Raw genomic sequence first — 18,539 nt, forward strand, 5'->3', positions numbered from 1 at the left:
TGTCACTCCTTACTTATTGCGACGGAGACTTCGCCATCCGCGTCGCGGATGTCACGCAGGCGCATTCACGGCGATCTCGCCGGGTTCGCATCCCTCTGCGCTCACTCGGATGCTGATCGTGCCGCCCCCGCGACGCCGGACGACCGCCAGTGCCGTCGCATCGAACGTGCGGTTCCGCGCGCTCTGGTAGGAACCAATGGGCGCCGGGTTGCCGCTGCCGAAGGCAACGAGCTCAGCGTCCCCGTCGATGTCGACGACGACCTCACGCTCGTCTGCCGTGCACAGCGTGCCGGCACCATCGCGCAGTTCGATCCTTGCGAAGAGGTGCGCGTCGGCGCGTTCTTCACCATCGACCTCGATCTGCAGACGGGGGGTCCCGATCGCGGTCACGATGCGCGTCTCGTGTGCTCGCCGGCCTCCTCGAATCGCAGTCGCCGTCAATGTGCCGGGCTGCCACGGAACCTCGAACACAGCCCTGAATCGATGAACCGGCCCTGCCGGCATCACTCCGATCACTTCGCCGTCGAGAGCAAGCTCCACCTCGCTCGCGTCGCTGTACACCTCGACTTCGAGGGGCGCCCCCTCCTCAACAGCCCACGTCCAGCTGCTGATGGCGTCGCTCCACGCCCACGGCCCACCCGATGCGACGCGACCGTCGGGTGCGGGTCGCCGAACTGCGATGTACGGCTCGGAGCGCAGACCGAACACGATCTCTCTGTAGAACGAAGCCGGACGACGGTTGCCGATCAGGTCGAGGTCGCCGCACCAGCCGGCGATCCATGGGAACGGCGCACCAGCCGCATCTTCGCCCTCCGCGAGGTACTGCGTGCGGCCGAGGCCGACCTCACCGAGGTAGTCGAATCCCGTCCAGGTGAAGTCGCCGATCACGTGCGGATTCCGCTGGACGAGGGCCCAGGTTCGATCGATGTTCGTCGGGAAAGTCTCCGTGCCGACGATGACCCGGTTCGGGAACAGCTCGCGGTCAAGCTCGTAGCGCGAGTCGACGTAGTTCATTCCGGCGACGTCGAGAACACCGAACGATTCGGCGGTGCGTTCGGTGACGAGCGGCGATGCGCTTATCTCGTTCATGATCTCGAGCGGGCCCGCCATGAGGGTGTTGATGCCCGTGGCTTCGTCTGCCTCGGCCCCGCGCTGCGCGGCAATCGCTTTCGCATCATCCATGACGGCGAGGAGGCCGTTGACGGCGTTCGTCACGAATCGGGTCGGGTCGAGCGAGCGCACCTTCTCGGCAAGGTTACGTCCGGCGATCCCACCGGCCGCGGACCCCGTTTCGGTCACCTCGTTCCCGATCGAGTACATGATCACACTCGGGTGGTTGAAGTCCTTGAGGACCATCGACTCGACGTCGCGCTCCCACCACTCCGGGAACGCGAGCGAATAGTCGAGGTTCGTTTTGGGGGCGTTCCACATGTCGAAAGTCTCGTCGATCACGTACATACCGAGCCGATCGCACGCTTCGAGAAGTGCAACGCTGATCGGGTTGTGGGCCGAGCGAACAGCGTTGAATCCGGCGTCCTTGAGCAGGCGGATCCGGCGCTCCTCGGCCTCGGGGATCGTTGCGGCACCGAGGATGCCGTTGTCATGGTGGATGCAGGCTCCCCGGAGCTTCACCGGCTGACCGTTCACGCGCAGACCGTTGACCGGGTCGACCTGCAGGCGACGGATCCCGAAGGCCGCATCCGCCCGGTCGAGTTCGTCACCACCGCACACGAGGCGCGTTTCGACCGTATAGAGAAAGGGGCTTTCAGCGCTCCACAGCTCGGGCGACTGCACGTAAAGGCGATGTCTGCTCAGTGAGCGGTCTGCCGGTCGGACCGTGCAAGGCGCGATGCCCGAGGCCACTTCCGCCCCGGTGTAGTCAAGCACTCGGACGTGGACCTCGACAGTCCGTCGCCGTCTCGCCGCGTTGACGACCTGCACGGCAACGTCCACGATCGCACCGCGGTCATCGATGTCCGTCGAACTCGCACGGATTCCGTGCGGTGGAATGTGCACAGCTCCGGCCGTATGCAGCCAGACGTCCCGGTAGATCCCGGCACCGGTGTACCAGCGAGAATCTTGGCCGTTGCGGCACTCGACCCGGATTGTGTTCTGCTCCCCCGGCCGCAGGAACTCGCCCGCGTCGATGGTGAACAGCGAGTAGCCGTACGGGCGATGCCCCGCGTAGTCCCCATTGATGAAGATCTCGGCGTCGCGATAGACACCCTCGAACTCGAGAACGGTCGGGTCCCCGTCATAGTCATCGGGGACGCTGAAGACCTTGCGGTACTCGTAGGTCCCGCTCGGGAAGTAGGCGTTCGCGGGGTCTCCGTGCGGGTCGCGCTCGCGACTGATCAGGGCATCGTGCGGGACGGCGACGTCGACGTAGGGCGCCACCTCCCCGCTGAGCTCGTCGAACGGGTTCACCTTCAACCGGTACTGCCAGCCTTCGTTGAACGAAACACGGTCCATCGGGAACTCCTTCGTGGGGATGGTCGCAAAGGGGGCGGTCGCCCGCGCCCTGAACCTGGCGCGGGCGACCGTCCATCACTGATCAGTCGTTCGGGGATCCGACCTGATCGATGATCGATTGGAACTCGGTGTAGTCCGGAGCGAGTTGCGGAGAATTCCAGGTCTTCTGGGCCATCGTCCGCATGCGCGGGTAGATGTCAGCCGCCGCCTCGTCCGGCGTCCACGTGCCGCCGCTGTTCCAGTCGTTCAGCATGGAACCGCGCAGGCCCGGTGCACCGACAGCCACGGTCTTGGTCGGGAGGATCTTGACGTACGACCCGTTCACTTCGAAGTACAGGTAACCGTAGAACTGATTGACCTCCCACGAATCGTAGAGATACGCAGGGTGGATTTGCGGTGTCTGACCGCCGGTCGGGTACGCATACGTCGGCAGCAGACTGTCGTTGACGATCTGGTAGCCCATGTCGAGCAGCGTCTGCGGCGTGTAGGGACCGTTCGGACCGAAGAAGTCCTCGCTGTCGGAGTCAGTCCAGTACTGGATGACGATGTTCGTGTCGAGCTCGATCGTGGTGCCGGGGCCGACGTTGTCGTTCCACGCACGCGCGGTCTTTCCCTGGCTGCGCACGAAGGCGTTCATCTCGTTTCCGAACGCGATGATCGAGTCCTTGGCTGTGGCGTTCGGACCGACGGTTGCACGAGCGTATTCGAGGAGCTGCGGATAGTTCGCGAACTGGCTGTTCGACAGGTACTCGTCGAGCCCAAGATTCCAGTACGCCCCCGGGAACAGCGGGAGGTACTCTGCGACGACCTGCTTCAGCAGGGCGCGTGCCGCCGGGATCGTGAAGTCGATCTTCGTCGGGGACACGTTGCCGTCCTTGTCCTTCAGCCGGAACTGCGGGTACTTGAGCAGCAGCGCGCCCAGGTGTGCGGGCATGTCAATTTCAGGGATCACGTTGATGTGGTATTTTGCGGCGTACGCGACCAGCGAGCGGATCTCATTCTTCGTGAGGTACTGGGCGGACTGCAGGCCGAGGTTGCTCTCCACGCGCCATCCCTGATCGTCGCTGAGGTGCAACGCGAGGGTGTTCAGCTTCAGGTAAGCCATGTCGCGAACGCGCGCCTTCAGCCAGTCCAGAGGGAAGTACATGCGCCCCAGGTCGATCATGACCCCACGTTCGGGGTAGGTCGGCGAGTCCGTCGACGTACCAGCAGGAACGGTGTTCTTGTTCTTGAGAAGCTGAAGGATGGTGCGAGTTCCGTTGAAGCTGCCGTCAGCCGTTCCCGCGGTGACGACGATGCTGCTTGCGACGGAAAGCTGGTAGCCCTGGTCCCCAATACCTGGTACACCGCTGCGAAGCTTCAGGACGATGTCTCCCGGGGCTTCAGAGTTGTCGTTTCCGATGACCTTGAGCGGGGAACCGTATTTGCTGCCGAGCTCTGAGGCCAGAAGGTCCGCGACTGACTTGAGTTTGGGCATGTCTCCCTCGGCGACGAGCACCCTGCTCTTGGCGCTGAAGGAGTACTGTCCGTCGCCAGCGGTCCATGACCGAAGCGCCGGGATCGTGATGGGCGCATCCGCTGGGGCGGCGGTATCCGCCGTCGCTGGCGCCGCCACGGCGACGCCAATCGCTACCGCCGCGACGATTGCGCCGGCGAGAATACGCACTGCTCTGTACCTACTCTTCATCCCACAGTCCTTTCTCTCTGTGTGGGGTGGGTCCGATCCCGCGGTGGAACTTCCGCGGAGCATTGTGGGGCCGGCTACGCGGTCGTGCGCAGTCGCTGCTGAGTCGGACGCTCTGCGCAGCGCAGCCCGTCGATCGCGGCTCCGACGGCGGCGGCGGGGTAACCGAGGGGGATGAGGGCGACGCGCTCATCCAGCGCAAGGGTGTGGAGGAACGCGGACGCACACGCTTCCTCCTGAAGGCGCGACTGAAGAGGCGACAGCAGACGTGACCCCAGGGCACTGAGCCCGCCGCCGATGATCACCTCTGTCACATCGAACGAGACAGCGATCAGCTGCACCGCCCACGCGAGCCGGCCGATGAACGAGTCGACGATCGCGACAGCGCTCGTATCGCCTTCGGATGCGGCATGGAAGAGCTCGTCAGCGGCATGACCCATCTCCGTCGGCCACAGACGCTCGAGGGCAGAGCCAGACAGGTACAGCTCGAGGCAGCCGCGTTGTCCGCACTTGCAGACCGGCCCCGCCGGGTCGACGGGGAGGTGACCGATCTCACCGGCGACGGCCGTCCCGCCCGTGTAGAGGGCACCGTCGAGGACGATGCCCAGGGCAAGGCCCGTGCCGAGGTTGAGGAAGGCGAGGGAGTCGGTCGAGCCCGGCTGGTGCGCGGCGCCGAGTGCCGCCATGCTGACGTCGTTTCCGACCGTCGGCCTGACGCCCAGGCGGGACTCGATCGCTCCGGCAAGGTCGATGTCCTTCAGGCCGACGTTGACGGCGTGCATGACGCGGCCATGTGGGTCGACGATCCCTGGGATTCCGATCCCGAGGGATGCCGCGCCGCCGAGCCCAGCGCACAATTCTTCATAGACGGCCGCGGTCGTCTCGACGACCGCGGCCGGCCCCTGCTCTGTCGGCCGGGAGATGGTCCCCACCACGTCGCCGCACTGGTCGATCGCGACGGCCTGAGTCTTGGTTCCGCCGATGTCGATACCGACGGAACAGGTCTGGGAGCGCGGGTTCATCGTCGTATCTCGCTCTCGATCGTCTGAGGAGGGAGCTTCTCGAACGAGTCGCTACCGGTGTAGGTGAATTCGCTGATCGCGACATCGCCCTGGACGACCGTCACACCCACGATGCGGCCGGTGAATCCACCCGCCACCTCCGTCGACAGGTACCTGCCGTCGAGGCGTCCGAGCTCCCGCCATCCACTGCCGTCGAAGAAGCGCGCAACGATCGTGTCGGGGCCGCACTCGGGCGTGCCCTGCGGGCCATCGGACGGTTCGGTTCGCAGCTCGACGAGCGCGTCCTGCGAGCCGAGGGCTTCCCCGAGGTCGATCGCGACGTCACCGATTCGCGCGACGGCGCGGATCGAGACCGGCCCGACTTCGATGGTGAGACGGTTCCGCGGATCCACGCGCACCTCGAGACCGCCGCCGGCTCCGATCCGCGCGGTCGTCACGGTGAAGAGATGCTCCTGGCGGCGTCCGACGAACGTTCCCTGTGGCCCTCGTAGCTGCCACGACCCGTGGTCGCGAACAAGCAGAGTTTGCGGGTCGTTTGTCGGGGATACGAATGAGACAGGCAGATCGGCACCGAGGGATTCGGTGACGATCGCATCCTCCGCCGGCTCGATCGCGTCGCCTAGGCGTGGCCACCCGGAAGTCCACGCAACCCGTGTCGCGAAGGTTTCCCGTCCGAGAACATGCCACCCCGGTGTCGAACCGTGCGGGCGGACCCCGAGGAAGACTGCCGCCCAGGTGCCGTCTGCGAGTTCTACGAGATCCGCGTGGCCGATGTTCTGGGTCGGCCAGTCAGTTCCTCGGGCTGTGAGGAACGGGTTGGACGGGCTCGCGGAGAAAGGCCCGTTGGGCGATGTCGCTCGCGCGACAGTGACCGCGTGCCCGCGTTCTGTGCCGCCCTCTGCGATGACCAGGTACCAATTCCCGTCGTGCTCGTAGAGGTGCGGTCCTTCCGGATACTGGCCGCCGGTTCCGCGCCAGATCACGACTGGGTCCGTGAGCAGACTTCCGGTGTCCGTATCCAGCTGGGCCTGCAGGATGCCGTGCTGCGCGACGGGCTGCTCACCCGACCATGACAGCCAGCAGCGTCCGTCCTCATCCCACGCGAGGTCGGGGTCGATCCCCACAGCCTCGGGGATGCGCATCGGCTCCGACCAAGGGCCGGCGGGGTCCTCAGCTGTTGTCAGGATCTGGCCGGGCCCGTTGGTGACATTCGTCGTGATCATCCAGAAGAGCCCGCCATGGTGCCGCAGGGTGGGCGCATAGATCCCACCAGACGGCCGGACATTGACCCCGTCCAGCTGATCGGCGGTCGTCAGGACGTTGCCGATCTGCGTCCACGAGACGAGATCGGTCGACGTGAAGATCGGCACGCCCGGGGCGTACTCGAAACTGGAGTTCACCAGGTAGAACGTGCCGTCCACGTGGCAGATGCTCGGATCCGGATGAAATCCCGGGATGACGGGGCGTGTGGCGATCATCCCTTCACGCCTCCGGTGGAGAGGCCTGAGACCCAGAACCGCTGGAGGAAGAGGAACGCCACGATCAGCGGGATGACCGACACGAATGCGCCCGTCAGCACCGTCGAGAAGAGAACCTGTGCCCCGCCGCCAGCGGATGCGTTCGCCTGCCATTGGGCAAGACCGACGGTGACGGGGTAAAGGCTCGGCGTGTTCAGCATGATCAGCGGAAGGAAGTAGTTGTTCCAGGTCGAGACCAGCTGGAACAACAGCACGGTGACGAATCCGGGGGCCATCAGGCGCATGGAGATCGTCGCGAAGGTGCGGATCTCCCCGGACCCGTCGATGCGGGCTGCTTCGAGCAGACTGTCGTCCACCGAGTCGGCGGCATAGACCCGCATCAGATAGACACCGAACGGACTGACGAGCGAGGGCAGGATGATCGCCCAGGGTGTGTCCGTCAGGTTGCCGGCCGCGAAGACGAGGTAGGTGGGCAGCGCCAGCGCGGTGAGAGGCACCATGATCGATCCGAGAATGACCGCGAACACGGCGGAGCTCCCCCGGAATCGATACTTCGCGAGGGCGTATCCGCAGGCGGTCGCCAGAAGGGATGCACCCACAGCGCTGACGATCGCGTACAGGAAGGTGTTGGCCATCCACTGCCAGAACACGCCGCCCTGGAATGTGGCGAGGTTCTTCACGTTCGTGAAGAACTCGAGCGAGTTCCCGAACCAGAGCCCGAAGGTGGTGAAGAGGTCCGTGTTGCTCTTCGTCGTCGAGATCACGAGCCACAGCAGCGGAACGACGAAGTAGACGACCGAGATCCACATGAAGATGCTCAGCAGACTGCTTCGCTGACGCCCCCACGGGCTGCGCCGGCGACCACCGAATGCGCTGCGTCGGCGATTTCCAGACGAGTTGCGACGGCCCGCAGTGGTCATGGTTTCAGTTGCGGTCGCCCGGTCCGTGACATCGGTCATGACTGACGGTCCTTTCGGGTTGCGCGCGTCTGGACGACGAAGGAGATGATCGCGATGAGCAGACCCAGAAGGAATGCGATGGCCGCCGCGTAGTTGACGTCCTGGTTCTTGAACGCGACGTTGTACGCGTAGAGGTTGGGGCTGAAGTCGGTTCCGATGGCGTTCGGCGCGATGTTGAAGAGCAGGTTCGGTTCGTTGAAGAGCTGGAAGCTGCCGATGATCGAGAAGATCACGGTCAGCAGGATCGCCGGCTGGATAGCCGGAAGTTTGATGCTCCACGCGATCCGCCACTGACCCGCACCGTCGATCTCCGCTGCTTCGTAGAGTTCAGTGGGAATCGAGCGCAGGGCGGCATAGAGGACGATCATGTTGTAGCCGACGTACTCCCAGATCAGAATGTTCATCGTCGAGCCCGTGATGTTGCTCGGTGAAAGTAGGTCGGGACTCGGCAGGCCGAAGATGTGGAAGATCTGAGTGATCAGCCCGAAGTCGTTGCCGTAGAGATACCCCCACATGAGGGTCGCGACCACACTCGGAATGGCGTAAGGCACGAAGATCAAGAGCCGGGCCATTCTGCCGCCGCGAACGCGTCCGCTGTCCAGCGCGAGAGCGAAGAAGATGGACAGCGCGAGCCCGATGGGCACCTGAATGAACAGGAAGAGCATCACACGCCCGAGGCCGTACCAGAAGCTGGGGTCCTGTAGGGCGCGGGCATAGTTTGCGAACCCGCTGAAGACATCACCGCCGACGAGGTGCGATGTGAACAGGCTGAGGTAGGCCGAGTACGCCAGCGGAACCACGAACATGGCGACGAACACCACGAGGAACGGGATGATCAGCATCCACGCCGCGACAGTTTGGGGGCGGTGAAGGCGACTCGGGCGGCGCCGGGTGGTGATTGTGCTCATGTGAGGCTTCTCCGGTGGGGTTCGTCCGGGGGACGCTCGGTCCCCCGGACGAACTGCGTACTACTTGACTGTGAAGCCCTGCTGCTTCGCGTAGGTGACCAATTCGTTCTGCCAGGCGTCGAGGCCGGCGATGAGGTCGCCGCGCTCCGTGATCGCCTTGCCGAGGGTCTCGTTGAACGAGCTGTTGGCGTAGTCCATGAACGGAAGGAAGTCGAAGTTGGGGTCGACAGTCTTCGCGATGCCCGCGTACAGCTTGTTCACCTTCTGGCCGCCGAAGAAGTCGCTCTTCGCCTCGGTGAACTGGGGCGACGTCAGCGTGTCGTTCGTGGTCGGGAACAGCGACGCGTCGTTGGCGAGGTGAATGGTCGAGTCGAAGTCGGTGTTGACGAACTTCGAGAGTTCGTACGCCGCGATGGCGTTCTTCGTCGGGGCCATCACCGCGTTCGACGAGCCGCCCCAGTTGCCTGAGACGTGAGCGCCCGCGGTCCACTGCGGGGCTTCCGCAGCGCGCCACAGTCCGCTCGTGTTCTTCACGGTTCCCTGGAGGAACAGGGGACCCCAGGCCGGAACGACCCAGCTCGCGTACTTGCCCTTGGCGAGGCCCTGGTAGAACTCGTCGGTGAAGTCGGGGTCAACCGAGACGAGGTCCTTCTTGATGAGGTCCTGCCAGTAGGAGATGACCTTCTTCGCGTCGGCGGAGTTGACGTCGATGCCGACCTTCGTTCCTCCGGAGTAGCTGAACGGCTTCACGCCGGCCTGCCAGAAGAACCCGATCCACTGGGGCATGTCATTGCCCGGAACGTTCGTGATGTACGAGCCGGTCTTCGCCTTGATCGTCGCGGCGTCGGTGGCGAAGTCGTCCCACGTGGCGGGCGCGCTGGTCAGGCCTGCCTTCTGGAAGATGTCCTGCCGGTAGAGGTTGCCCAGCGGGCCAGAGTCCTGGGGGATCGCCCAGACTCCGGTCTTATTGGAGACCTGGTTCCACGCGGCTTCGGTGAACTTGCTCTTGAGCGCGGCTCCGCCGTAGGGCGTCAGATCGAGGAGGCTCTTGGTCTGCTCGAAGGAGCCGAGGTAGTCGTAGCCGATCTGGGCGACGTCGGGGAAACCCTTGCCGGACTTCAGCGCGGCACGCAGCTTCGAGTACTCATCGGCGCCCGAGCCCACGTTGACGACATTGACCGTGATCTTCGGGTACTTCTTCTCGAACATGTCGACCGACTTCTGGATCCCGTCGACCCACGTCCAGTAGGTGATGGTCGTGGGCGTGTTCATCGCCTTGTCGATTTCAGACTGCGAGACCGTCTTGGTCGTGGTCGTGTCGGCGCTCGACGCGGGGGTGCAGCCGGTGAGCACGACGGCGGTCGCGACCGCGATCGTCCCCAGCAGCATTGCTGTGTTGCGTGTCCTCATGATCTCTTTCCGTGATTGGGAGGGGGTGGTGCGTCCTAGACGGACGCGTTGGGAGCCTCGAGCAGGAGAGCGGTGCGGGGCCCGAGGGGTATGGAAGAGCCGACCGGGTGGTCGACGCCGGACTCGACATCGCGGACGGCCACAGGCGTTGTGACGCTTGTGCAATCCGCGGACCAGTTCGAGATGAAGAAGAGCCGGCCGATCGATGTTGACCCGGTCGAGACGGTCACGGTCGGGCCTGCAGCCCATTCGTCCAACGCACGGCTCGGGACGAGCCAGCGCGCCAGGCTCCGTGACAACGCCACATTCGGCACCGTCGCCACGTACGTCACGCGCCCGTTTCCGAGAACGTTAGTGCTGACTGCCGTCCTCGCCCCAAGCTCATTGCGCGAAAAACCAACGAGCTTCTCCGCGGTCTGGACGTCGAGAATTTCGACCCAGTCGGTACCGGCCGACTCCGGTTCGAGCTCGATCTCGCCGAGGGCGTGCACGGCGAAGTCGCGATCGATGTTGCTGTACTCGTCGTAGCTGACTCCTGCAGCGTCGGAGAGCATCGGCGGCGCAACCGCGAAGCGTGCACGGGCGAGTTCATCACCGTAGCCGGTGCGTACGCCGATCACGAGATGGCCACCCGCCTCGGCGTACGCATTCAGGTGCTCGAGGGTCGCGTCGTCGGCGACATAGATTGCCGGAGCGACGAGAACTGGGAACTTGTCCGCCAGCACCGTGGCCGGAGTGGCGAGGAACTGGCGGATGTGCTGCACGCGAACCTGCGCGCCGGCTTCGAACAGTCCGCGGTAGAACGCGTCGAAGATCTTCGCGTAGGCGCTCGTGTCCGGCCCGCCGCCAGCGGCGGGGAGGGGCGGATACGCCTCGAACGACCACTTGGTGTCAGTGGAGTAGAGCATCAGGACGTCGGCGTCGGGCGTGTAGTCGTCGAGCGCCGGTCCGATGCTCTTCAGGGCAGCGCCCAACTCCGAGACTTCGCGGTAGATCCGGCCCGGAACCTGACTGTGCGGGAGCACGCCACCCCAGTACGTCTCGGCACCGAAGTGAAGCGTGTGCCAGTGCCAGTACTCGACCATGCGGGCCCCGCGAGCCAGGAGCGCGAAGGCAGCCTGCTTGATCTGCCCGGGGAAGGGCGGGTGATTCTGCCAGGGATCTCCGACGGACTGCGCGTTGGTCTCGGTGACGAGGAACTGTGCTTGAGCCGACGAGTAGGCACGGTCACCCCACTCGAACAGGGCCCACACTCCGGTGTGCCACCAGAGCGCCTCGCGGGGCACCTCGGCGGTCGCCTCAAGGCCGTCCTGCATCTTGTAGTAGGGGTTGCCTGCGACGACGTCGAGCGACCGCACGAGTTCGTCATCGGAGACCTGAGCCCGGGTGTAGGAGAGGCAGGTCGTGATGAACTGGTCGGGCCCGGCGTACTCTCGAACGATTTCCGCCTGCCAGCTGATCAGCTCCGTGGCGAGCGTCGCCTGGAATCGGCGCCATTCGATCTGGTACTGCGGCACGGTGTTCGCGTCGGGTCGCCACAGGTCGGCCCAGTCCGACAGGCTGTGCGACCAGTAGACGAGCCCCCACTCCCGGTTCAGCCGGTCGACGGTCTCGTAGCGCTTCTTCAGCCACTCTACGAACCGCTGAAATGTCTGCTCGTTGTGGGGAAGCTGGAATCCGGGTTCGTTGTCGACCTGGAAGCCGATCACGGCGGGGTGGTTTGCGTAACGGCCGACCACCTTGCGCACGATTCGTTCCGCGTAGAACCGGTACGCCGGCTCGCTCTGGTCCATCTCCTGCCGAGCACCCCAACGGTTCCGGACGCCCGTGCGGGACTCAGCCGCGATCTCCGGGTGAAGCCGCTGGAGCCACGGCGGCACGGCGTAGGTCGGTGTGCCGAGGACGACACCGATTCCGCGCTTGTGCGCGGCATCGAGAACCGGCTGCAGCCAGTCGAGGTCGAAGACACCCTCGCGCGGCTCCCACGTCGACCACACCGACTCCCCCACCCGGATCACCGAGAATCCGGCTTCCTGCATGAGGTCAAAGTCGCGCTCCAGCGTTCCCTGCGGCTGGTACTCGGCGTAGTACGCAGCACCGAAGAGAACTCCGGAGAAGGTCGGGTTGGCAACCATTGATAACCGCTTTCCGTCGACATCCTCGAAATGTTGTCGACAACATTTCTAGGACACTAGCGCCCCGACGGCGTCGGCGCAAGCGAAATCTCGGAGGTGTTACTTCGCCGAAACAAGCGGCGCGGTCGAAGCGCGCTCGACGACCACTGGCGCGGCGAGCAGGGAGTGTGCGACCGGGGGCTGCCCTTCGATCTCCCGGATCAGCGCGTCAAGCACGAAGCGCCCTTCCCCCTCGAAGTCCATCGCCACTGTCGAGAGCGAGGGCAGGAAGTAGGCCGCCTCGGCCATGTCGTCGTTGCCGAGCACGCTCAGGTCGTCGGGCACGACGAGTCCGGACGCATGCGCCGCCGAGATGAGGCCCATCGCCATGCTGTCGTTTGCGACGCCGATCGCCGTGACGGACCGGTCTTCAGCGGAGAGACTCTCCCAGGCCCCATATCCGGACGCCGCTGACCAGTCGCCCTCACGCACCCAGGCGACCCTGCCGCCCCGTTCACGCACACGCGTCTCGAAGCCGCGCTGGCGCCCCTCGGACGCGAGCCAGAGGTGCGAGCCGGCGACATACCCGATATCACGATGACCGAGGTCAAGGAGAAAGTCGGCCGCGATGCGCCCCGTCGTCTCACTGACGGACGGGCCGCCCTCTGCACTTCCGAATTGAGACTCGAGGAGGAGGGGCGCATGAACGGTCTGGTTGCGCAGCACGTCGAACACGACCTGTGTCTGCGCAGTCGCGAGGATGCCCGCCACCTGGTGCTCCGTCAGCATGGCGAGGGACTGGGCCACCGACTCAGGACTGGTCCCGTCGGCGACGACGATGTCGAGCACGTAGCCGCGTTCGTGCGCCAGTTGACCGGCCCCGCTGAGGATGCGCGCCGGCCCGCTCTCGTCGATTCGATCTGCGAGGACGCCGATGCGGTTCGTCTGCTGGCTGCGCAGCAGTCGTGCCGCCGAGTTGGGCCGGTAGTCGAGTTCGGTGAGGGCAGCAGCGACGCGCTCGCGGGTCGAGGGGCGGATACCCTCGAACCCCTGGAGGTACCTGGTCACCGTCTGGTGGGACACGCCCGCCTTGCGTGCCACGTCATAAATCGTTGCAGCCTTCACGCATCTTTCTTACCGCGTTTCGCACCGACCGCAGCGACTTCGCGGCCGCGACACCGGCTATCGACCGACGATCTTGAACGCCGTGAGCCCTCCATCCACGGCGATCACCTGGCCGTTCGTCGAGAGCGATCGTGGGCTGGCAAGGTACGCGACGGCTTCGGCGACTTCCTCTGGCGCCACGAGTCTCCCATGGGGCTGACGTTGCTCCAGCGCGCGGAGCGCGACGTCCGCGTCACCGGAGGCCGCGGTCAACCGCCCGATCCACGGGGTGGCGGTCGTTCCCGGCGCGACGGCGTTCACGCGGATCCCGTCGTCAAGGAAGTCCGCGGCCATCGCGCGGGTCAGCGCGGCAACTGCGCCCTTGGTCGCACTGTAGAGCGCTCGCTGCTGCAGCCCGACGGTCGCGGCCACCGATGCCATGTTCACGACCGAGGCCGCGGGCGATGCTTTCAGGTGCGGCAGGCATGCCCGTGTCGTTCGCGCCAGGCCGACGACGTTGACATCCCACACGTGATGCCATTCCGTGTCGTCGTTCGCGTCGATTGCCCCTTGGGCTCCCACGCCGGCGTTGTTCACGAGGATGTCGATGCCGCCGAACCGGGCGACGATCGCCTCGACTGCGGCATCGACGGACTCGCTGTCCGTCACGTCGGCTTGAAAGCCCTCGACCGTTCCGTCGACCGAGCGGTCGATCACCGCCGCCTGCGCACCCAGCGCGCGCAGCCGGAGAACTGTCGCGAGGCCGATGCCGGAGGATCCACCGGTCACGACCCCCGTCAGTCCGGATAGCTCATCTTTCACTGTCCTGCTCCTCTTGCCTCAGGAATGGGATCGGAGTTCGTCTCGCGGGTCGCGCGGTCAAGTACCTGGAGAATGTGCTCGTATTCGCGGCCCGTTGCGCGGGTCATGCCGAGCTCGCACGTGCGATTCAGGGATGCGTATGTGTCCGTGTCCGCTGCGACGGCCTCGGCCGCCTCGGCACGGGTCGCGGACGCGGTCAGCTCGGGGTGCAGCATGCCTCGATCGCCCGCGAATGCGCAACAGCCCCACTCCTCGGGCACAATGACACGCTCGGCGGCTGCCTCGGCGACACGGGAGAGCGCGCCGCTCAGTTCAAGGTGCACCGATGAGCATGTTGGATGCAGCGTGACCGACGAGACCTTCTGAGGTTCGCCTCCTAGCCTGGGCAGGACCGTGGAATCGACGAACTCGACCGCATCGACGACCTCGATTCCTATAGCATCTGCTGCGTCGAGGAGGACGCGCAGGCCTTCAGTACATGACGAGGCATCGCAGACCACCGGAAGCGCTCCCCCACGGGTCGCTCGGAGGAGAGAATCTGCGACGCGTCGTCGCATCTTCCCGTAGCCGTCCGTGAGCCCTTTCGACTTCCACGGCGTCCCGCAGCAGAGCGATGGGATATCGTCCGGCGTGGCGACGTTGACCCCTGCTCGCTCGCACAGGGCGAGGAAGGATTCACTCACCCCCGATTCGCCGACCGGGCCGAACATGGTGTTCGTGCAACTGGAGAAGTAGATGGCGTGCGGGGCCGCGCTTGGGATGGTCTTGCGGGGCGTCCCGCCCCCTGGGAGCTCCGCCGAGTAGTCGGGGACGACATCGCGGCCCAGCAGGGTGCGTGCTGCGGCCGTCGCGGCCTTGGGAAGGGCCGATGGCAACGCACCGGCAACCGTCATCGCTGCGCCGCCCGCCCGACTGACGACGTCCCAGTGTTTGGCGGCCGCACTCCACCCTGCGCGCGACGCGCGGTTCTGATTCTCACGGCGAAGCCGTCGGACCAGGTCACCGGTGTTGATCAGTACGGGGCATGCAGTCTGGCACATGCCGTCGACCGCGCAGGTCTCGACACCGTCGTAGTCGTATTCTGCCTGGAGTTCCCGGAGTAGCGCGGCGTCGCCGGCGGCTTCGGCTTCGGCCATCTCGCGGCGAAGGACGATCCGCTGCCGCGGGGTGAGCGTGAGGTCCCGAGAGGGACAGACCGGCTCGCAGTAGCCGCATTCGACGCAGCGATCGACTTCCTCTTCGACTGCCAGTGAGGTCTTGAGATCCTTGACGTGCGAGTCTTGAGACGAGGTCAGGATCACCCCCGGATTGAGCAGCCCGGCCGGATCGAACAGTCGTTTGATCTCCTCCATGACCGAATACAGCTCGTCGCCGTACTGGCGTCGCACGAAGGGCGCCATGATCCGGCCCGTTCCGTGCTCGGCTTTGAGGGTGCCGCCGTGGCTCAGGACGAGCTCGACCATCTCTTCCGTAAAGGCCTCATACCGCGTCAACAACTCGGGCACGTTGAAACGCTCGTTGAGCAGGAAGTGGATGTTGCCGTCCTTCGCGTGGCCGAAGATGACCGACTCCTCGTACGCGTACTTGTCGAACAAGGCCACGAGCTGCACGCATGTGGAGTACAACCGCTCGACCGGCACGGCGATGTCCTCGAGCAATGCGGTCGTGCCAGATGGTCGGTTTCCCGCGACCTGGGTATAGAGCCCCTTTCGAAGGTGCCACAGCTGGGCTCGACGCTTCGGGTCGGTAGTCAGCTCAGTCGATTGGTCGAGTGCGAGAGCTTCGAACACTGCGGGAGCACCGTCCAGGCGCTGAACGAGTCCGTCGGAGTCCTCCTCCTGATACTCGACGAGCAACGCGGCATGATCGACGACGGTCAGCGACCGGAGCTCATCCGTGGCATCCGGGTCGCGCTGAGCCACGCGCAAGCTGGTGGCGTCGAGCAACTCGATGGTGGCGAATCCCGCGGCGATCAGGGCAGGAAGCGCACCCGTCGCGGATGCGAGGTCCGGGAAGAAGAGCAGCCCGGTGGCCGCATGCGGCCTGATCGCCAGGGTGTTGAAGGTCGCCTCGGCGACGAAGGCGAGCGTCCCTTCGCTGCCGACAACGAGGTGCGCAAGAATGTCGACGGCGCGATCGTGATCGACGAAACTATTGACCCCGTAGCCCATCGTGTTCTTGATCGCATAGAGCGAGGAGATCGCCGCCACTGATTCCGAATTGCCTCGGACGCGGTCTCGCAGCTGGAGCAGCCCAGAGTAGAGTTCCGGCTCCTTCACGCGCAGGAACTCGTCGGCGTCCGGGCGACCGGTGTCGACGATCGTGCCGCTGGGGAGGACGACGACAGCGGATTCCAGCGTCCGATAGGTATTGGAGTGCGTGCCGCACGACATCCCGCTGGAGTTGTTCGACACGACGCCGCCGATCGTGCAGGCGATCTCACTCGCGGGATCGGGGCCGAGCTTTCGGCCGTACCTGGCCAGGCGGGCGTTCACCGCCCGGACGGTTGCGCCCGGACCGGTCCGCACGCGGCGGCCCTCGTCGAGCACTTCGATGGAGCGGAAGTGACGCCGAGTGTCCGCCATCACTCCGGAGGTTCCGGCTTGGCCGCTGAGGCTGGTGCCACCTGATCTGAACGTCAACGACACACCCTGTTCGCGGCATACCGCGAACAGAGCCGCAACGTCCGCGGTCGATGAGGGCGTGGCGATCGCGAGTGGCGTGAGGAGGTAGTGGGAGGCGTCGTGCGCCGCAGCCAGGCGGTCCGTTGCACGTCGCGTCACCGGAACGTTCGTTGCTTCCAGCGCCGCGAGCAGCGACGGGTCAGGCTCGCGCAGCCGCTTGTCAGTGTGATTCACGGCTGACCTTCGAGCCGCTCGCCCCAACGAGGAAGTCAAGGTCCGCGCCCTGGTCCGCCTGGAGCACATGATCCACGTAGAGGCGCTCCCAACCGCGTCGAGGAGCTGCAAAGCCCTCGAGCGTTGCTTCATTCGGACGTCGGGCAGAAAACTCCTCGTCAGAAACGTCGAGGTCGAGACGACGATTACGCACGTCGAGCGTGATCCAATCCCCTGTCTGTACGACGGAAAGCGGCCCACCAGCAGCCGCCTCGGGTGTGACATGCAGGACGACGGTTCCGTACGCGGTCCCGGACATCCGGCCATCGCATACCCGGACCATGTCCCGGACGCCGCGCTCGAGCAGCTTCTTGGGCAACGGCATGTTCGAGACCTCCGGCATGCCCGGGTAGCCCTTCGGACCACACCCGCGCAGGACCATGATCGAGGTTTCGTCGATCTCGAGGTCCGGGTCGTCGATGCGCGCACGGAAGTCTTCGATGCTGTCGAAGACAACAGCCCGGCCGCGGTGCTTCAGCAGGTGTGGGGACGCGGCAGAGGGTTTGATGATGGCGCCGCCGGGGGCGAGCGAGCCACGGAGGACGCTGATCCCGGCCGCAGGTTGAAGGGGAGCGTCCCTTGGTGTGATCACGTCTCGATCCCAGATACGTGCATTGTCGAGGTGGTCGACAAGGGGCCTCCCCGTGATGGTGAGCGCAGTCGGGTCCAGCAGGTCCCGCACCTCACGGAGCACAGCAAGGAATCCGCCCGCACGCTGCAGGTCGTCCATCAAGTACTTCCCCGAGGGCTGAAGATTCACAAGAAGGGGAACCTCTGCTCCGATGCGGTCGAAGTCGTCGATCGTGAGGTCGATACCCAACCGGCCCGCGATCGCGAGAAGGTGGACTACTGCGTTCGTCGAGCCGCCGATGGCGGCGAGCGCCACGATCGCGTTGTGGAAGTTGGCCTTGGTGAGGAACGTCGACGGACGGCGGTCATCCGCCACAAGCTGGACGGCGAGCCGACCCGTCTCGTGCGCCGCCTCCAGGAGCCGTGCGTCGGGTGCCGGCGTGCCGGCGAGGCCGGGGATAACCGTTCCAAGGGCCTCGGCGACCAGAGCCATGGAGGAAGCCGTACCCATGGTGTTGCAGTGGCCCTTGCTGCGGATCATGGACGATTCGGACTTCATGAAGTCTTCTTGGCTCAGGGTGCCGCCGCGCACCTCCTCGCTCAGCCTCCAGACATCCGTGCCGCACCCCAGCGCCTCCCCACGGAAGTGCCCGGTCAGCATCGGACCGCCGGGAACGACCACCGCCGGTAGGTCGACGGATGCGGCGGCCATCAGCAGCGACGGGATGGTCTTGTCGCAGCCCCCGAGCAGGACGACACCATCGATGGGATTGGCACGGAGCATCTCCTCGGTGGCCATTGCCGCCATGTTTCGCCAGAGCATCGCCGTGGGTCGCACCTGGGTCTCACCCAGCGAGACCACAGGGAGTTCAAGCGGGACACCGCCGGCTTCGTAGATCCCGTTCTTCACGGACTGGGCGACCTCGGTGAGGTGGGCGTTGCAGGGGGTGAGGTCGGAGGCCGTGTTCGCGATGGCGATCTGCGGTCGTCCGTCGAACGCGCTGGCCGGGACTCCCCGCCGCATCCACGCCCGATGGATGTACGCATTTCGATCGTCGCCGGAGTACCACTCTGCGGTGCGAAGGTTCGTCACCATTAT

12 protein-coding genes are annotated in these 18,539 nt (G+C 65.2%); all 12 read right to left on the bottom strand.

What is annotated here, in order from left to right; all coding sequences use genetic code 11:
- Positions 1-51 precede the first annotated feature (51 nt).
- Positions 52-2,427: a glycoside hydrolase family 2 TIM barrel-domain containing protein gene (locus LK09_RS07780; RefSeq protein ID WP_231562980.1), complete on the bottom strand. Its 2,376-nt coding sequence runs from the start codon at positions 2,425-2,427 to the stop codon at positions 52-54.
- Positions 2,428-2,554: 127 nt separating this feature from the next.
- On the bottom strand, positions 2,555-4,138 hold the full coding sequence (locus LK09_RS07785; protein WP_039397651.1) for a beta-N-acetylhexosaminidase: 1,584 nt from the start codon (positions 4,136-4,138) through the stop codon (positions 2,555-2,557).
- A gap of 95 nt (positions 4,139-4,233) precedes the next feature.
- Complete coding sequence (locus LK09_RS07790; protein WP_052226511.1) at positions 4,234-5,178, bottom strand: ROK family protein; 945 nt, start codon at positions 5,176-5,178, stop codon at positions 4,234-4,236.
- Positions 5,175-6,656, bottom strand: coding sequence for a glycoside hydrolase family 43 protein (locus LK09_RS07795; RefSeq protein WP_052226512.1), 1,482 nt, complete (start codon positions 6,654-6,656; stop codon positions 5,175-5,177). The genes LK09_RS07790 and LK09_RS07795 overlap by 4 nt, the downstream gene beginning before the upstream one ends.
- Complete coding sequence (locus LK09_RS07800) at positions 6,653-7,615, bottom strand: carbohydrate ABC transporter permease (RefSeq protein WP_231562981.1); 963 nt, start codon at positions 7,613-7,615, stop codon at positions 6,653-6,655. Before LK09_RS07800 ends, LK09_RS07795 begins: the two co-directional genes overlap by 4 nt.
- Positions 7,612-8,523, bottom strand: a complete 912-nt coding sequence (locus tag LK09_RS07805) for a carbohydrate ABC transporter permease (RefSeq protein ID WP_052226514.1) — start codon at positions 8,521-8,523, stop codon at positions 7,612-7,614. The genes LK09_RS07800 and LK09_RS07805 overlap by 4 nt, the downstream gene beginning before the upstream one ends.
- A 60-nt stretch (positions 8,524-8,583) precedes the next feature.
- Positions 8,584-9,933, bottom strand: a complete 1,350-nt coding sequence (locus tag LK09_RS07810) for an ABC transporter substrate-binding protein (protein WP_231562982.1) — start codon at positions 9,931-9,933, stop codon at positions 8,584-8,586.
- Between the two features lie 35 nt (positions 9,934-9,968).
- On the bottom strand, positions 9,969-12,068 hold the full coding sequence (locus tag LK09_RS07815; protein WP_039397658.1) for a beta-galactosidase: 2,100 nt from the start codon (positions 12,066-12,068) through the stop codon (positions 9,969-9,971).
- A gap of 99 nt (positions 12,069-12,167) precedes the next feature.
- Positions 12,168-13,148: a LacI family DNA-binding transcriptional regulator gene (locus LK09_RS07820; protein ID WP_052226515.1), complete on the bottom strand. Its 981-nt coding sequence runs from the start codon at positions 13,146-13,148 to the stop codon at positions 12,168-12,170.
- Between the two features lie 81 nt (positions 13,149-13,229).
- Positions 13,230-13,973 (bottom strand): SDR family NAD(P)-dependent oxidoreductase, encoded by a 744-nt coding sequence (locus LK09_RS07825; RefSeq protein WP_039397662.1) that lies wholly within the window; start codon positions 13,971-13,973, stop codon positions 13,230-13,232.
- Positions 13,970-16,831 (bottom strand): FAD-binding and (Fe-S)-binding domain-containing protein, encoded by a 2,862-nt coding sequence (locus LK09_RS07830; protein ID WP_052226516.1) that lies wholly within the window; start codon positions 16,829-16,831, stop codon positions 13,970-13,972. Before LK09_RS07830 ends, LK09_RS07825 begins: the two co-directional genes overlap by 4 nt.
- Positions 16,818-18,536, bottom strand: coding sequence for an IlvD/Edd family dehydratase (locus LK09_RS07835; RefSeq protein WP_039397664.1), 1,719 nt, complete (start codon positions 18,534-18,536; stop codon positions 16,818-16,820). Before LK09_RS07835 ends, LK09_RS07830 begins: the two co-directional genes overlap by 14 nt.
- Positions 18,537-18,539 lie beyond the last annotated feature (3 nt).

This window comes from Microbacterium mangrovi (assembly GCF_000802305.1).
GTDB lineage: Bacteria > Actinomycetota > Actinomycetes > Actinomycetales > Microbacteriaceae > Microbacterium > Microbacterium mangrovi.

Bases quoted from the DNA above. Each gene is read 5' to 3' on its own strand.
- LK09_RS07810 (WP_231562982.1), bottom strand. From the start codon at position 9,933: ATGAGGACACGCAACACAGCAATGCTGCTGGGGACGATCGCGGTCGCG.
- LK09_RS07800 (WP_231562981.1), bottom strand. From the start codon at position 7,615: ATGACCGATGTCACGGACCGGGCGACCGCAACTGAAACCATGACCACT.
- LK09_RS07790 (WP_052226511.1), bottom strand. From the start codon at position 5,178: ATGAACCCGCGCTCCCAGACCTGTTCCGTCGGTATCGACATCGGCGGA.
- LK09_RS07835 (WP_039397664.1), bottom strand. From the start codon at position 18,536: ATGGTGACGAACCTTCGCACCGCAGAGTGGTACTCCGGCGACGATCGA.
- LK09_RS07795 (WP_052226512.1), bottom strand. From the start codon at position 6,656: ATGATCGCCACACGCCCCGTCATCCCGGGATTTCATCCGGATCCGAGC.
- LK09_RS07805 (WP_052226514.1), bottom strand. From the start codon at position 8,523: ATGAGCACAATCACCACCCGGCGCCGCCCGAGTCGCCTTCACCGCCCC.
- LK09_RS07815 (WP_039397658.1), bottom strand. From the start codon at position 12,068: ATGGTTGCCAACCCGACCTTCTCCGGAGTTCTCTTCGGTGCTGCGTAC.